Source organism: Streptomyces atratus, assembly GCF_014648655.1.
GTDB lineage: Bacteria > Actinomycetota > Actinomycetes > Streptomycetales > Streptomycetaceae > Streptomyces > Streptomyces atratus.
Genome location: NZ_BMRN01000005.1, coordinates 288,237 through 303,383, shown reverse-complemented (window position 1 = coordinate 303,383; position 15,147 = coordinate 288,237). Strand labels below are relative to the sequence as shown.

Genomic DNA, 15,147 nt, shown 5'->3' with positions numbered 1-15,147 from the left:
GACCCTAAGCGCTTGCTCAGGTTCGGGGTATGGTGTTCGTTCTGCTGACGAGAGGGGCGAGTGACGATGAGCACGGCGGAGGAGACCGACGGCGGCAGTGCGCCGTGGGCCGAGGTGACGCCCGAGGCGGCCAGGCGGCTCCTCGTCGCCGCCGTCGAAGCCTTCGCCGAGCGCGGGTACCACGCCACCACCACCCGCGACATCGCCGGCCGGGCGGGGATGAGCCCCGCCGCCCTCTACATCCACTACAAGACGAAGGAAGAGCTGCTCCATCGGATCAGCAGAATCGGTCACGACCGCGCCCTGTTCGTCCTGGAGGCCGCTGCCGACGGCGGGGGCACGGCCGCCGAGCGGCTGGCCGAGGCTGTACGGTCCTTCGTCCGCTGGCACGCCGAACGGCACACCACGGCCCGCGTCGTCCAGTACGAACTGGACGCCCTCGGTGAGGAGCACCGCACCGAGATCGTCGAGCTGCGCCGCAAGAGCGACGCGGTGGTGCGCCGGATCATCAGCGAGGGCGTGCAGGCCGGGGAATTCGACGTCCCCGACATTCCGGGCACCACGCTCGCGGTGCTCTCGCTCTGCATCGATGTGGCGCGCTGGTTCAACGCGCAGGGCAGCCGGACGCCGGACGAGGTCGGCGACCTGTACGCCGACCTCGTGCTGCGCATGGTCGCTGCCAAGCGGTAGCGGTGGCGGGCCGCGCCGTCAGAAGCAGCCGCGCCGTCAGAAGTAGTAGCGCGACACCGACTCGGCCACGCACACAGGCTTGTCGCCGCCCTCGCGCTCGACCGTGACGAGGGCGGTGACCTGCACGCCGCCCCCGGCCTCCTCGACGCTCTTCAGCACGCCCGTGGCGCGCAGCCGGGAGCCCACAGGCACGGTGGACGGGAAGCGGACCTTGTTCGTCCCGTAGTTGATGCCCATCTTCATGCCCTCGACCCGCATGATCTGGGGTACGAGGGCCGGCAGCAGCGAGAGCGTGAGGTAACCGTGCGCGATCGTCCTGCCGAACGGCCCGGCCGCGGCCCGCTCCGGGTCCACATGGATCCACTGGTGGTCGCCGGTGGCCTCGGCGAAGAGGTCGATCCTCTTCTGCTCGATCTCCAGCCACTCGCTGTGACCCAGCTGCTCGCCCACCCCGTCGCGCAGCTCCTGCGCGGACGTGAAGATCCTCGGCTCTGCCATGTCCCTGGTCCCTGCCCTTCCAGCTCTCGGCCAACCGGCGTCGCGCTCTTGTCTAAGCGCTTGCTCAGCATGGTTGGCGGGTGCGTTCCTGTCAACGACGGACCGGCCGGGGGCGGACAAGTAGGGTTGGAGGGGTGCCCCAGCTCCCACAGACACTCCATGAACTCACGGTCGGCCAGCTCTCCGCCCGCAGCGGCGCCGCTGTTTCGGCCCTGCACTTCTACGAGGCCAAGGGCCTGATCAGCAGCCGCCGCACCAGTGGAAACCAGCGTCGCTACACCAGGGACGCGCTGCGCAGGGTCGCGTTCGTCCGTGCGGCGCAGCGGGTCGGAATCCCGCTTGCCACCATCCGGGACGCTCTGGCCGAACTCCCGGAGGAGCGCACCCCGAACCGTGACGACTGGGCGCGGCTCTCCGCCGCGTGGCGTTCCGAACTGGACGAGCGCATCGAGCAGTTGGGCCGGCTGCGGGACCATCTCACCGACTGCATCGGCTGCGGCTGTCTGTCGCTGGAGAACTGTGTGCTCTCCAATCCGGACGACATCTCCGGTCAGCGGATCAGTGGCTCGCGCCTGATGCCGGAGCGCCGTTCGGTCGACTGTCCGTAGAGGCGGGGGCCCGGCCGCTCGGATGCCTGGCGGGCGCGCCGGGCGCGCCCGCTGCCCGTCACGCCGCCGACGCCAGATCCTGGCGCCGCGCGCTCCGGGCCTTCGCCAGCGCCCCCGGTGTGAGCACCGGCTGCGGCACCAGGATCCCGCACCCCGTGCAGACCGGCCCCGACCAGGGCTCGCGCTCCAGATCCGGCCGCCAGGCGATCTCGGCGCCCGCGCACACCGGGCAGGACGCGCCCGGTTTTGACTCCAGCGCGGCGATCAGCCGGCCGAGAACCTCGGCGAGCGGCGCGGAGGGGTGAACCGTCGGGTCCTCGCAGCGGGCGACGCCGTGGCCGCCCCAGGTGCGCCGGTGCCAGTCGTCGAACGCGCCGGGCCTGCGCAGCCCGTCGTGCTTCTCCCGCCTGCGGCGCTCGGCGAACCCCGCCTCGTATCCGAGCCAGACGGCCCTCGCCGCCTCCAGTTCGTCCAGTGCGCGCATCAGCCGCACCGGATCGGGGGACCGGTCCTCGGGCTCGATCCCGTGCCGGGCGCACAGATGATCCCAGGTCGCCCGATGCCCGTAAGGGGCGAACCTCTCCAGGCACTTGCGCAGCGAATACCGCCGCAGCGCCAGGTCGCCCCGCGGATCGCGGACCTGTCTCGCAAGACTCCGGAATCCGGCCACTGCACCGCCACCTCCGTCGCTCGTACTTCGGCGTCGAGGAATGGACGTACGGCTGCCCGATTCGGATCCATTGAAATATGGCGGCGTCCACCATGTGAGATGACGCATCGTCATGAGAGCCGCACGCGGCGGCATGTGATGATTCGGAAGGGACGGAGCCGGTGCGCCGGGCGGGCCCGAACCCTCGGACCCGCCCGGCCCGTCTCACCGGTACTGGAGATACCTCTTCCGCACGGCCCGGAACGCGGCGAGATCCTCCGCCCACGCCCCCACCACCTCATCGGTGTCCGCCCCCGCGTCGATCAGCGTGCGGACCCGCGTGTTGCCGGTGAGCTTGTCGATCCAGTTGTCGGAGCGCCACGCGAACCCGCTCCACGTCCGCTTCGCCGTCACCAGCAGCGCGATCCCCGTGCGTACCGGATCGAAGACCTCGCGGTCCTGGACGTGCAGCTGCACCCCGCCGACCGTCCTGCCCTGGAACTTGGAGAACGTCGGCGCGAAGTACGCCTCGCGGAACGCGACTCCGGGCAGGTCGAGCGCGTTCGCGGCCGCCGCCCACCGGTGGTCGATGCCTTCTGCGCCGAGCAGTTCGAACGGCCGGGTCGTCCCCCGTCCCTCCGAGAGGTTCGTACCCTCGAACAGACAGGTGCCCGAGTACACCAGCGCCGTGTCGGGCGTCGGCATGTTGGGGCTCGGCGGCACCCACGGCAGCCCGGTCCCGTCGAAGAAGTCCGCGCGTCGCCATCCCGACATCTTCACGATGTCCAGTTCGACCGGCCGCGCGGCCAGGAACTCGGCGTTGAAGAGCAGTGCCAGCTCCGTCACCGTCATGCCGTGGGCCTGCGCGATCTCCCGGCGCCCCACAAAGGTCGAGAACGCCGGGTCGAGAACCGGTCCCAGCGCGGCCCGTCCGGTCACCGGGTTCGGCCGGTCCAGGACGACGAACCGCTTGCCCGCGAGCGCCGCCGCCTCCATGCAGTCGTAGAGCGTCCAGATGTACGTGTAGAAGCGGGCGCCCGCGTCCTGGATGTCGAAGACGATGGTGTCCACGCCGGACGCGGTGAAGACATCGGCGAGCGGCTGCCCGCTCTTCAAGTACGTGTCGTATACGGGGAGTCCGGTCGCCGGGTCGTCGTACCGCCCCTCGGAGCCGCCCGCCTGCGCGGTGCCGCGGAAGCCGTGCTCGGGTCCGAAGACCGCGACCAGGTTCACCCGCTCGTCCGGGTGCATCACATCGACGATGTGGCGTACGTCGGACGTGATCCCGGTCGGGTTGGTGACGATCCCGACCTTCTGCCCCTTCAGCAGCGCATAGCCGCCCGCCGCCAGCCGGTCGAAGCCGGTACGGACCCTATTGCGCCCGGAGCCCTGCCCTGTGCCGGGGAGGGGGCCGGCGACCGCGCTCCCGGGTCCGGCAGCCGTCGCCGCAAGGGCTCCCACTGCACCGCCGGCGGCCAGCAAACCACGCCTGGACAGGCTCATTCGGCTACCTCCATGATCGCTCCGACTGTCATGGTCACGCACGCTAGCGCGCACAGAGGCCGCGCGGAACGAGGTGGACGAGAGCGGTGTGACAGGAGTGGCGACAGCCTCCCGGACAAACCCTTCCCCGATCACATACCGACTGGTTAGTCTGCTGGAGAAGTCGGCTGAGAGAGGCGGGACCCGATGAGTACGGTGCAGGGCGCGGGCGTAGTGGTCACAGGGGCCGGAGGCGGCATCGGAGCCGCTCTGGCCCGCCGATTCGCCGCGGAAGGCGCGCGGGTCGTGGTCAACGACCTCGACGAAGCCCGGATCAAGCCGCTGGCCGAGGAGATCGGCGGCTCCGCCGTGACCGGTGACGCCTCGCAGATCGTGGACGCCGCCCGCGACGCGCTGGACGGCACCGTCGACATCTACTGCGCCAACGCGGGCCTCGCCTCGCCCGGAGACGTCTTCGCCGACGAGGAGGTCTGGGCCGCCGCCTGGGACGTCAATGTGATGGCCCACGTCCGCGCGGCGAGGGCGCTCCTGCCGGACTGGCTGGAGCGCGGCAGCGGCCGCTTCGTCTCGACCGCCTCCGCCGCCGGACTGCTGACGATGATCGGCGCCGCACCCTACAGCGTCAGCAAGCACGGCGCCGTCGCCTTCGCCGAATGGCTCTCGCTGACCTACCGCCACCGCGGCATCAAGGTCCACGCGATCTGCCCACAGGGCGTGCGTACGGACATGCTCACCGCCGCCGGATCGGCCGGCGAGCTCGTCCTCGCCCCCAGCGCCATCGAGCCCGAGGCGGTCGCCGACGCGCTCTTCGACGCCATGGCCGAGGACCGCTTTCTCGTCCTGCCGCACCCCGAGGTCGCCGGTTTCTACCGGGCCCGCACCAAGGACACCGACCACTGGCTCGGCAATATGAACCACCTCCAGCGGAAGTGGGAGGAGACCGGCGCATGACCGACTCCATCTACGCGGCAAAGCCCTGGACCTCCCTGCTCAGCGACGCCCAGCGGGCCCCCGTCGGCCCGGCCGAGACCCTGGTCCACGCCTTCCGCTCCTCCGTCGCCCGCAGCCCCGGGCATCCGGCGCTCGCCTGTTTCGACGGACGCCTGAGCTACCGCGAGACCGACGCGCTCTCCGACTCAGTGGCCGGCCACCTCGCCGGGCGGGCTTCGGCCCGTACATCCGCAACGGCTACGGCCTCACCGAGTGCACGGCCCCCTGCGCCTCCGTACCGCCGGAGCGCGAAGCCCCCGTCGATCCGGTCTCCGGAACGCGAGACCGTCCGTGCCTACGTCAGCCTGCGGCCGGGCGCCACGGTCGAACCCGAGGAACTGGGTGCATACTGCAAGGAACGGCTTGCCGCGTACAAGTACCCGCGCGAGGTCGAGATCCTGGCCGAACTCCCGAAGACGGCGAGTGGGAAGATCCTCGGGCGGGAACTGCGTTCCCCTCGGTAGACCGTTTCACGCGCAGCACGGATTCACGCACGGTACGGAAGGAAGGTGGCGGCAATGGCCAAGGCGACGGACGAGGACACGGCCCCCGTTCCGCAGCGGCTGTTGGCCGTCGCCACCCGGCTCTTCGCCGAGCAGGGGTACGACCGCACCTCGGTCCAGGAGATCGTCGAGGCGGCAGGCGTCACCAAGGGTGCGCTCTACCACTACTTCGGTTCCAAGGAGGACCTCCTCCAGGAGGTCTACGCCCGGGTGCTCCGGCTTCAGCAGGAGCGCCTCGATGCCTTCGCCGACGCCGACGCCCCGGTCGAACAGCGGCTGCGCGACGCCGCCGCGGACGTGGTCGTCACGACCATCGAGAACCTCGACGACGCCTCGATCTTCTTCCGGTCCATGCACCACCTCAGCCCGGAGAAGAACAAGCAGGTGCGGGTGGAGCGGCGCCGTTACCACGAGCGCTTCCGGGCCCTGGTGGAAGAGGGCCAGCGGAGCGGAGTGTTCTCCACGGCCACCCCGGCGGACCTGATCGTCGACTACCACTTCGGCTCGGTCCACCATCTGTCCACCTGGTACCGGCCCGACGGCCCGCTCAGCCAGCAGGAGGTCGCCGACCACCTGGCCGACCTGCTGCTGCGCGCCCTGCGTCCCTAGCCACCCGGGGAGCGTCGCCGGCCAGCCGGCCGATACGGACCCGGCCGGTCACCAACCCCGACAGGGCGGCCACCGCGTCCCGCGCGGCCTGTGTCCCGGCGAGCACCGACCGGGCCGACGGCAGCAGCGCCCGGCCCGCCTCGGTGAGGATCACGCGTCGGCCGCTCCGGTCGAACAGCTCGGCACCCGGCTCCCGTTCGAGGTTGCGCACGGAGGTGCTCAGCGGGGACTGCACGATCGGCTCGGCACGGGCGGCGGCGGTGAAACCGCCGTGCGTGACCACCGCCATGAAGTGGCGGAGTCGGCGTATCTCCAGCCATCCACGGTATCGATCGCAGCCGGCTGAACCATCTGTTGGACCGACCGCCGGTACGGGCCGAAGCTGGATGTATGACTCACATCCAGCCATCCGTACACGTCCCCGCGCTCTGGGCCGCGGCATACGGCCCGCACCACACACCGGCCGTCCGCCTCGTCGCCCGGTGCCTGTTGCGTGTGAGGGCCTTCGCCCGCGACCTGGCGCTGGCCGATCATGTGCCGTTCGGCGGTTATTGACGGGGTCGAATCCCGTTGGCGGAGCCGGGAGCGACCCGGTTAGCATCCGACGGTGAAGACGCCCGCCGACGAACAGTTCCACGATGCCGTACGCCGGGCCGACACCGAGCGGCTTTCGAGGCTCCTGGACGCGCAGGACTGCCCACCGGCAGTCCTCGGACGTCTGATCCGGCACGAGGACCCCGCCCTGCGTCATATGGGACTGGTCCTGCTCAACGAGCGAGTGACAGCGGGCCGCCCGTCCGACGACGCGGAGACGGCCGAACTCGCCGGGCTGCTGCCCGTGGCGCTGATGGGGCCGCCGGAGGCGGATCTCCTCCTGGCGGGGCTCTACGAGCGACTCGGCCACTGTCTCCGGGGCCGCCCCCGCCCGTCATGGCGCACGGCCGGGCTGCCGGTACGGGTGAGGATCGCGTGGCTGCGCTCCGAACTCCTCGACGAGCCGGCGGTGATCCGTGACGAGGTCCCGGGTGAACTCCTCTACCAGGCCGTACGGGAGACGGACATCACCCCGGCGCACCGTCCGGCTCAACTCGTGGACGAGCTGGCGGACAGCGGCGACCCCGTGCTGCAGGCCGAGGCGCTGCGACTCGCGCGCCAGGGGCTGCACGCCGGACTGCTGGCTCCCGCGCTGGTCCGCGAAGACCTGATCGGCCTGCTCGGCGCCGACAGCGACCGGGTCGTCGCCGGCGCGCTGGGCGAACTCACCGAGCCGTGGGCGGCGATGGAGCCGCTGCCGCGGGGGTGCATCTCTCCGTTTCTCGCCGCCGGTTCGGCGGGGGGCAGGCCCGCGGTGGCCGATGCTGCCCTCGCGGCGGCCGCCCGCCACGGCCACAAGGACCTGCTGCGGCAGATCATCGACGATCCGGATCTTCCTCCGGGCCTTCGCCGACAGGGAGTGGAACTGCTCGGTGATCTGGCGGACCGCGACGACATCGGTGAACTCACGGCCGTCGCCGCACATGATCCGCTGCTGTTCGGCGGGCCGACGGTGACGTGTCTGCGCGGTCTCCACCGGCGCGGGCACTTCGTGGACGGTCCGGAAGTTCCGGCGGTGGTCGGCCTGGCCCTGGCCGATCACTCGATTCCGCCCCGTGAGATCGCGACGATCCTGTTCACCTGCCGGAAGGAGGCATTCCGGGTACTGACGGAGGCGGCCGCCGATGATCCGAGCGGGCCGCGACGGCTCGCCCTGCTGGTGGCCCTGGCCGGGCAGGGAGCGGGCGAGCTTCCGATCGGGGAAGCGATCGCACGCGTGCTTCCCACGGCCTGCGCCCCCGGTCCGTTCCTCGACGCGATCCGCGAGCTGCGCCATGCGGATGCCGAAGACGCGGTGATCGCTCTGCTGCCCTCGGTGCCCGCCGCGGCCCTGGACGCTCTTCAGGCCATCGGCGGGCAGCGGACGGTACTGGCCCTGCGAGAAGGGCTGGGCCTGGACGGCGACACGATCGCGCCCCACCTGTACGCCGTACGGGACCGCGCCCTCGAACTGCTGTGGCAGCTGACCCGCGATCCGGCGCACCGCCGCGCCCTTCTCGTACAGCTGGATCCCGTCGGCCTGCCGGCGCGCGTCGCGGCGGACCTGGGCGGCCCGGACGAGCGGGAACTGGCCCTGCTGCGTTCCCATCTGAACCCGGACGAGCCGGTGGCGGCGCTGTGCCGTCTCGCGGACCACGGCAACGCCGGCACACTGCCGGCCATCGCGGACCTGCTGCTGCGCATCGTGGCCGAACAGGCGGCGTTGCGGGAGTGGGAACACGGACAGCCCGGCGGTGAGCCCGTGGTGCCCCAAGAGGTCCTGGACGCCGTGCACGCCCTGGGCCGCCGTCTCCACGAGCGGGGCGCGATCCGGCCGGTCTGCCTGCTCGGCACGGCAGATGCGCAAGAGGCCGGCCACGCACTCGTCGCGACCATGGCACTGGATCTGCTGGACCGGCCCGGACTGTCCGACCGTGAGCGGGCGATCCTGCTCGAACTGCTGCTCAGGGCCCCCTGGGCGGGCACCCGCGCCCGGGTGCACCGGCTGCTGCGCCACCGCGACCGGCACGTACGCAAACACGTCATCGCCCTGCTCGCCCGCGACGCCACGGGCGAGGACGCACAGGCGCTGTCGGCGACCCTGATCGCGCTGACCACCGCCCAGGACATCCAGACCGTCCGGCAGGCCCTGCTCGCACTGGGTCAGGCACAGGCCCACTGGGCGTGCACCGCGATCGCCGCATGTCTCGACCATCCGAACATGAACATCAAGAAGACCGCCGCCGAGGTACTGGTCCGCGCGGGCACACCGGCGGCGCTGCCCAAGCTTCTTTTTTGGCTCGGGCACCACGACAACCCCGGGCTGCGCGGCACCCTCGTCGCGGCCCTGCGCGCCGTCCTCGGCGACGCCTACGCGGCGACACTTCTCGCCGCCGCCGAGCACAGCCGGGACGGCCGTACCCGCGAACTGCTGCTGGCGGGCCTCGACGGCGTCCTCGGCGCCCGCTCGGTCCTCGCGCTGGACGATCAGGCGTCACCGGTGGCGGCCACCCTGCTCTCCCTGGTGGCGGACGGCCGGGTCGGTCTTGCCTCCGGGGACGTGAAGGATCTGGCGATACCGCAGGCCAGGCATGGCATCACCGCGTCGGCCGTCGCACAGCGGTCATCGGTGGACAGTGCGGCGGACCGTGACATCAGGTCGCTGGTGGCCGGGGGCTGGAACCCCTCGGTCGCCCTGCGCGTCGCCGAGAGGGACGTGCCGCCCCACCCCGACCGGCTGAACGATCTGCGGCCGATGCTCACAGACTGGCTCCGGCTGGCCGGCTCCCGGCCCGCGGCCCGGGACAGACTGGTGCGGTTCGCGCTGCGCATCTGCCCCGCACCCCGGGCGGCCGGGGAACTGACGGCATTCGCCCGGTCCGCACGGGTCCTGCTCGACGCGCTCGTCGACGCACGGGACGAGGACCGGCACGACCTGATCGTGGTACTCCAAGAGGCCGCGCCGATGCTGACGGGGGCCGGCAGGCCGGCCGTCGCCGCTGCGGTACGGGCACTGCCTCCCGCACCCACGACGCCGAGCCGGTCCACGCTGACGCTGCTGCGCCGCCTCGGCGCGGTGCTGGTCCGCGCCGACCTCGATCAGGCACTCGCTTCGGCCCGGCTCGGCGCCGACCCCTGGCAGGCCCAGGCCGCCGTGCTGAGGGAGGCGTTCGCAGCCCCGGAGACCACCGCGGCACCCGTGCCCGCCGAGACCCGGGCATGGCGGGCGGCGCTGGACGACGCGGTGCGCGCACCGGACACTCTGGAGGAGTTCCGCCGACAGGACGACGGCAGGGTCGGCTCGCGGGACCGGCTGACCGCACTGATCGAGGTACACCACGGCGCGGACCCCGAAGTCCGGGCCGCCCTGCTCGACTGGATGACGCTTCTTCAGCCCCTCGACGCACCGCCCTGGACCATCACCGAGACCGCCCGGGCTGCGACGCCGCTGCCCCGGCACGTACACATCGACGACCTCGACCAGCCCCGTTCTGCGGCCCTGCGGGAGCGCCTGCTCGACATGCTGGGGTCAACTGACGCAGGCCGCAGGGAGACCGCTGCCCTGGCACTGGCGAAGTGGCCCGAGCCCGAGGCCCGGCTGCCGGTTCTTCGCGCGTACCTCCGCGGGCACATCGACATACCCGTCGGCGTGGACCTGGCCCGTGCACTGCGCAATTTCGACGAGACGGAGCTCCGGGGCGAGGACGTCCTGCACGACAGGGTGGCTCTCGCGGCCTCGAAGCTCTCCCCGTGGACACTGGAACCGCTGGTGCCGCTGTTGCTGGAGTGGTGGGAGCACGCCCTGCCCGCCGCCGGACCGGCAGTCGGCGACGCACTGCGCAGCTACCCCGCCGACGCGCTCGCCAGGGCCCTCGGCGACCGGCTCGACGCCGGGGCCTGGGGTTTCCTCGACCTGCTCCTCGACCGTCGGCTCCTGCGTACCCCCGCGCTGACACGCACGTGTCGGCGGCTGCGCGCCGAAGGGCGCGACGACATGGCGGACCGGCTTCTTCTCGTCGAGGGTCCGCTGCGCGGCCCGGACGCCGCGCAGCAGGACGCGGCAGCGCTGGCAGCGCTCCGTGACCGCCCCCCGGCCGCACCCGGCGGAGCTTCGCACCGCCCGTCCAGGCAGGAACTGCTGGACCTGGCCCGAACCGGCACCCCGGATCAGATATGCGGGGCACTCAGAGAACTGGCCGAGACCCACGCGGGCCCGGACCCGGACCGGGACCCCGGACTGTGCGACCTGATCGGTGAGTTGCTGAACCATCCCCGGGCCAAGGTACGCCTGCGCGCCCACCGGACCTCACGGACGATGCTGGACCGGGGCACCTATCTGGGCCACACCATGCTCCTGCTGGACGACCCCCGGCCGGAACCGACGCGTACGGCGATCCGCACGCTCTGCCACGCCGGCTGGGAGCCCGCGATCCCTGCCGTGACCGGACTGCTCGCACACCCGCATCCCGGCGTGCGCAGGGCGGCGGCCGAGGGGCTCGTCGGGATGAGCGAGGCGGCGATCCCCGCCCTCCGTCAAGCCGCCGCCCACGCCCGCCCCGACAAACGCTCCCTCTACACGGACGTCCTCGACCGGCTCAGAAATTCAAGCCCGTCCGGCAACATGCCGGGCCCGTCCGGTGATTGAGGACAAAACGGCAACCGGGCGGGCCCTCGCACCCACCGACCCCGCCCGGGCCACCGCCTACACGTACCGCTTGATCTCCCGCCGGGCCAACGACCGCTGATGCACCTCGTCCGGCCCGTCCGCCAGCCGCAACGTCCGTGCCGCCGCCCACAGTTCCGCCAGTGGGAAGTCCTGGCTGACGCCGCCCGCGCCGTGCAGTTGCACCGCCCGGTCGAGGATGTCGACCACCGCACGCGGGGTGGCGATCTTGATGGACTGGATCTCCGTGTGCGCACCCCGGTTGCCCACCGTGTCCATCAGCCACGCCGTCTTCAGCACCAGCAGCCGCAGCTGCTCCACCGTGACCCGTGCGTCGGCGATCCAGTTCTGCACGACGCCCTGCTGGGCGAGCGGCTTGCCGAAGGCCGTACGGGAGACCGCCCGCTTGCACATCAGCTCGATGGCCCGCTCGGCCATGCCGATCAGCCGCATGCAGTGGTGGATCCGGCCCGGGCCGAGACGGGCCTGGGCGATTGCGAAGCCGCCGCCCTCTTCGCCGATCAGGTTCGCGGCGGGCACCCGCACATCGTTGAACACGACCTCCGCGTGACCGCCGTGGTAGTGGTCCTCGTACCCGTACACCTGCATCGCGCGCCGCACTTCGAGGCCGGGCGTGTCGCGCGGGACCAGGATCATCGACTGCTGGCGGCGGATGTCGGGACCGTCGGGGTCATCGGCAGTCGCGGTCCTGCCCATCACGATGAAGATCCGGCAGTCCGGGTTCATCGCCCCGGAGATGTACCACTTGCGGCCGTTGATGACGTAGTCCTCGCCGTCCCGCACGATCCGGGTCTCGATGTTCGTCGCGTCCGAAGAGGCCACCTCGGGCTCCGTCATGGCGAACGCCGACCGGATCTCCCCGGCGAGCAGCGGCTCCAGCCACTGCTTCTTCTGGTCGTCCGTGGCGAACTGGAAGAGCACCTCCATGTTGCCCGTGTCCGGCGCCGCGCAGTTGAGCGCGGTCGGCGCCAACTGCGGTGAACGGCCGGTGATTTCGGCGAGCGGTGCGTACTGGAGGTTGGTCAGCCCGGCGCCGTACTCGGCATCGGGAAGGAAGAGGTTCCACAGCCCCTGCCGCCGCGCCTCGGCCTTCAGGTCCTCGACGATCTGCGGGGTGTCCCACGGCGAGGCCAGGAGCGCGCGCTGTTCGTCCGCGGTCTTCTCGGCCGGGTGGACATGCTCGTCCATGAAGGTGAGCAGCTTGTTGCGCAGCTCTTCGGTACGGGCGTCGAATGCGAAGTCCATGGGGGTGATCAGCCTTCCTGGAGGGTGGTGAGGCCGTGCTCGATGAAGACGGGGACGAGATCGCCGATGCGGTCGAAGCCGGCTCCGACGGTCTGGCCCAGGGTGTAGCGGTAGTGGATTCCCTCCAGGATCACGGCGAGCTTGAACCAGGCGAACGCCGTGTACCAGGAGATGGCGGAGGTGTCCCGGCCGGAGCGTGCGGCGTAGCGCTCGATCAGCTCGGCGGGGGTGGGATGGCCGGCCGCGCCGCTGGTGGTGGAGACCGGGGACTTCGGCAGACCGAGGTCGGAGCTGTACATCACCAGCAGACCGAGGTCGGTCAGCGGGTCGCCGAGCGTCGACATCTCCCAGTCGAGAACGGCCTTGATCCGGTCGTCGGAGCCGATCAGGACGTTGTCCAGGCGGTAGTCGCCGTGTACGACGGTGGGCGCGGGGGAGACGGGCAGCTCTCGGCCGAGCGCGGCGTGCAGTTCGTCGATGCCGGGCAGTTCGCGGTTTCGGGAGGCGTCCAGCTGCTTGCCCCAGCGGCGCAGCTGCCGGTCGAGGAAGCCCTCGGGGCGCCCGAAGTCGCCGAGCCCGACGGACTCGGGGTCCACGGCGTGCAGTTCGACGAGGGTGTCGACGAGACCGAGGACGGCCTCCCGGGTGCGCTCGGCGCCCAGGGGGGCGAGCTGCTCGGCCGTGCGGTACGGGGTGCCCTCGACGTACTCCATGACGTAGAAGGGTGACCCGATCACCGAGTCGTCCTCGCAGAGCAGCACCGGTTCGGGCACCGGAACGGCCGTGGGGTGCAGGGCGCTGATCACCCGGTGCTCGCGCTTCATGTCGTGTGCGGTGGCGAGCACATGGCCCAGCGGGGGCCTGCGCACGACCCAGCGGCCGGTGCCGGCCGTGACGATGTACGTCAGATTGGAGCGGCCGCCCTCGACGAGCCGGGCTTCGAGCGGTCCGTTCACCAGACCCGGCCGCTCGCGGGCGAGATGTCCGCGCAGCCGGTCGAGGTCGAGACCTGGCGGATGGACTGGGCTCATCGTGCGCACCTCCGGGGTGAGAGACGGTCGGTGTTCATGATGCCGACCAGTCGGTATGTCGTCCAGTGAACTCCCGGAATCCGGCGTGCGGACTCCGCTCCGACGCGGGCCGGAGTCTGGCGTTCAGCCGTATCCCTGAATATGGTTCACGTATGAATACAGAGCTGTTGATCGACGAAGTCCGGCTGACCCCGATCCTGATAGCGGACCCGCCCCTGCTCAACACCCAGGGCGTCCACCAGCCGTACACCCCGCGACTCATCGTGGAAGTCGTCACACGCGGCGGTGTGACCGGTATCGGGGAGACGTACGGGGACGGCAAGTACCTCGAACTCGCCCAGCCGCTCGCCACTGCCCTCGTCGGACGCCCGGTCAGCGATCTGAACGGCCTGTTCGCACTGGCCGACGAGGTGTGCGGTGATTCACGCGCGGCCGACGACCGTGTCGACGCCGGTGGGCTGCGCGGCGTCCAGACCGCCGACAAGCTCCGGCTCTCCGTCGTCTCCGGCTTCGAGGTCGCCTGTCTGGACGCGCTCGGCAAGTCCCTCGGCCTCCCCGTGCACGCTCTGCTCGGCGGCAGGGTCCGCGACAGCGTCGAGTACAGCGCGTACCTCTTCTACCGCTGGGCCGCCCACCCCGAGGGCGGCGAACAGGACGACTGGGGCGCAGCCGTCGACCCGGCCGGAGTCGTCGCCCAGGCCCGGCGCTTCGCCCGCGAGCACGGCTTCTCCTCCTTCAAGCTCAAGGGCGGCGTCTTCGAACCCGACCAGGAGATCGCCGCGATCCGTGCCCTGGCCGACGAGTTCCCCGGGCAGCCGCTGCGCCTCGACCCCAACGGCGCCTGGTCCGTCGAGACCTCGCTGTACGTCGCCGAACAGCTGAAGGGCGTACTCGAATATCTGGAGGACCCGGCGAGCGGCACGGACCTGATGGCCGCCGTCGCCGCAGGCACCGACGTACCGCTCGCCACCAACATGTGCGTCACGACCCTCGCCGAGGTCCCGGAGGCCTTCGCCCGCGGCGCCGTCCAAGTCGTGCTCTCCGATCACCACTACTGGGGCGGCCTGCACCGCACCCGTGAGCTGGCCGGGATCTGCCGTACCTTCGGCGTCGGACTCTCCATGCACTCCAACACCCACCTCGGCATCAGCCTCGCCGCGATGACCCACGTCGCGGCCACCGTCCCCAACCTCGACTACGCCTGCGACAGCCACTACCCCTGGCAGGCCGAGGACGTCATCACCACACGCCATGTCTTCCGAGGCGGCCGGCTCACCGTCTCCGACGCACCCGGGCTCGGCGTCGAGCTCGACCGCGAACGCCTGGCCGTGCTGCACCGGCGCTGGCTCGACGACGACGGCACGATGCGCGAGCGCGACGACGCGGCCGCGATGCGCAAGGCCGAGTCCGGATGGCAGACCCCCTCGATCCCGCGCTGGTGACGGAACGTTCCCCGCAGCGGCCACGGCCTGGGTTGCGGGGGCCCCGGCCCGCACCGAGGGTTCACAACTGCTGGGCGATTGCCTTGTTCTGGCACACATGGGCACGATTGAGTGCACGGTGC

Annotated in this window: 13 protein-coding genes and 1 pseudogene; 8 read left to right on the top strand and 6 right to left on the bottom strand. The window is 71.2% G+C overall.

Going from position 1 to position 15,147, the window contains the following annotated elements:
* Positions 1–66 precede the first annotated feature (66 nt).
* The gene (locus IEZ15_RS11465) at positions 67–690 is read left to right on the top strand and encodes a TetR/AcrR family transcriptional regulator (RefSeq protein ID WP_114248902.1); all 624 of its coding nucleotides are present in this window, start codon (positions 67–69) and stop codon (positions 688–690) included.
* A 36-nt stretch (positions 691–726) separates the two neighbouring features.
* Here IEZ15_RS11465 and IEZ15_RS11460 read toward each other — a convergent pair whose 3' ends face one another.
* Positions 727–1,188, bottom strand: coding sequence for a MaoC family dehydratase (locus IEZ15_RS11460; RefSeq protein ID WP_114243695.1), 462 nt, complete (start codon positions 1,186–1,188; stop codon positions 727–729).
* A gap of 134 nt (positions 1,189–1,322) precedes the next feature.
* Here IEZ15_RS11460 and soxR point away from each other — a divergent pair, with 134 nt between their 5' ends.
* Complete coding sequence (soxR, locus tag IEZ15_RS11455) at positions 1,323–1,796, top strand: redox-sensitive transcriptional activator SoxR (protein WP_189276304.1); 474 nt, start codon at positions 1,323–1,325, stop codon at positions 1,794–1,796.
* A 58-nt stretch (positions 1,797–1,854) separates the two neighbouring features.
* Here soxR and IEZ15_RS11450 read toward each other — a convergent pair whose 3' ends face one another.
* Both IEZ15_RS11450 and IEZ15_RS11445 read right to left on the bottom strand, forming a co-directional pair.
* On the bottom strand, positions 1,855–2,466 hold the full coding sequence (locus tag IEZ15_RS11450) for a hypothetical protein (RefSeq protein ID WP_189276303.1): 612 nt from the start codon (positions 2,464–2,466) through the stop codon (positions 1,855–1,857).
* A 204-nt stretch (positions 2,467–2,670) separates the two neighbouring features.
* Positions 2,671–3,948 carry an exo-beta-N-acetylmuramidase NamZ family protein gene (locus IEZ15_RS11445; protein ID WP_189276302.1) on the bottom strand — a complete coding sequence of 426 codons (1,278 nt, stop codon included), beginning with the start codon at positions 3,946–3,948 and terminating at the stop codon, positions 2,671–2,673.
* Between the two features lie 186 nt (positions 3,949–4,134).
* Between IEZ15_RS11445 and IEZ15_RS11440 the strand changes: the two genes are divergently transcribed.
* The 3 genes and pseudogenes from IEZ15_RS11440 to IEZ15_RS11430 all read left to right on the top strand — a co-directional run bounded on the left by IEZ15_RS11440 (position 4,135) and on the right by IEZ15_RS11430 (position 6,050).
* Positions 4,135–4,899, top strand: a complete 765-nt coding sequence (locus IEZ15_RS11440; protein ID WP_114243691.1) for an SDR family oxidoreductase — start codon at positions 4,135–4,137, stop codon at positions 4,897–4,899.
* Positions 4,900–5,104: 205 nt separating this feature from the next.
* Positions 5,105–5,402, top strand: a pseudogene (locus tag IEZ15_RS47010) (AMP-binding enzyme); the annotation flags it as partial.
* 54 nt (positions 5,403–5,456) lie between these two features.
* Entirely contained in the window at positions 5,457–6,050 is a 594-nt protein-coding gene (locus tag IEZ15_RS11430) for a TetR/AcrR family transcriptional regulator (RefSeq protein WP_189276301.1), read from the top strand.
* On the opposite strand, the gene IEZ15_RS11425 is transcribed toward IEZ15_RS11430, so the two are convergent.
* Positions 5,989–6,339 carry a LysR family transcriptional regulator gene (locus IEZ15_RS11425; RefSeq protein ID WP_229845832.1) on the bottom strand — a complete coding sequence of 117 codons (351 nt, stop codon included), beginning with the start codon at positions 6,337–6,339 and terminating at the stop codon, positions 5,989–5,991. The two genes, IEZ15_RS11430 and IEZ15_RS11425, sit on opposite strands and share 62 nt — an antisense overlap.
* Positions 6,340–6,440: 101 nt before the next feature.
* On the opposite strand from IEZ15_RS11425, the gene IEZ15_RS11420 reads away from it, so the two are divergent.
* Together IEZ15_RS11420 and IEZ15_RS11415 are read left to right on the top strand one after the other, a co-directional pair.
* Complete coding sequence (locus IEZ15_RS11420; protein WP_189276299.1) at positions 6,441–6,605, top strand: hypothetical protein; 165 nt, start codon at positions 6,441–6,443, stop codon at positions 6,603–6,605.
* Positions 6,606–6,657: 52 nt separating this feature from the next.
* Entirely contained in the window at positions 6,658–11,268 is a 4,611-nt protein-coding gene (locus IEZ15_RS11415) for a HEAT repeat domain-containing protein (protein ID WP_189276297.1), read from the top strand.
* Between the two features lie 57 nt (positions 11,269–11,325).
* Here IEZ15_RS11415 and IEZ15_RS11410 read toward each other — a convergent pair whose 3' ends face one another.
* Together IEZ15_RS11410 and IEZ15_RS11405 are read right to left on the bottom strand one after the other, a co-directional pair.
* Complete coding sequence (locus IEZ15_RS11410; RefSeq protein WP_189276294.1) at positions 11,326–12,552, bottom strand: acyl-CoA dehydrogenase family protein; 1,227 nt, start codon at positions 12,550–12,552, stop codon at positions 11,326–11,328.
* 8 nt (positions 12,553–12,560) lie between these two features.
* On the bottom strand, positions 12,561–13,583 hold the full coding sequence (locus tag IEZ15_RS11405) for a phosphotransferase family protein (protein ID WP_189276292.1): 1,023 nt from the start codon (positions 13,581–13,583) through the stop codon (positions 12,561–12,563).
* A 152-nt stretch (positions 13,584–13,735) separates the two neighbouring features.
* Here IEZ15_RS11405 and IEZ15_RS11400 point away from each other — a divergent pair, with 152 nt between their 5' ends.
* Complete coding sequence (locus IEZ15_RS11400; RefSeq protein WP_189276290.1) at positions 13,736–15,025, top strand: glucarate dehydratase family protein; 1,290 nt, start codon at positions 13,736–13,738, stop codon at positions 15,023–15,025.
* Positions 15,026–15,147: the final 122 nt, after the last annotated feature.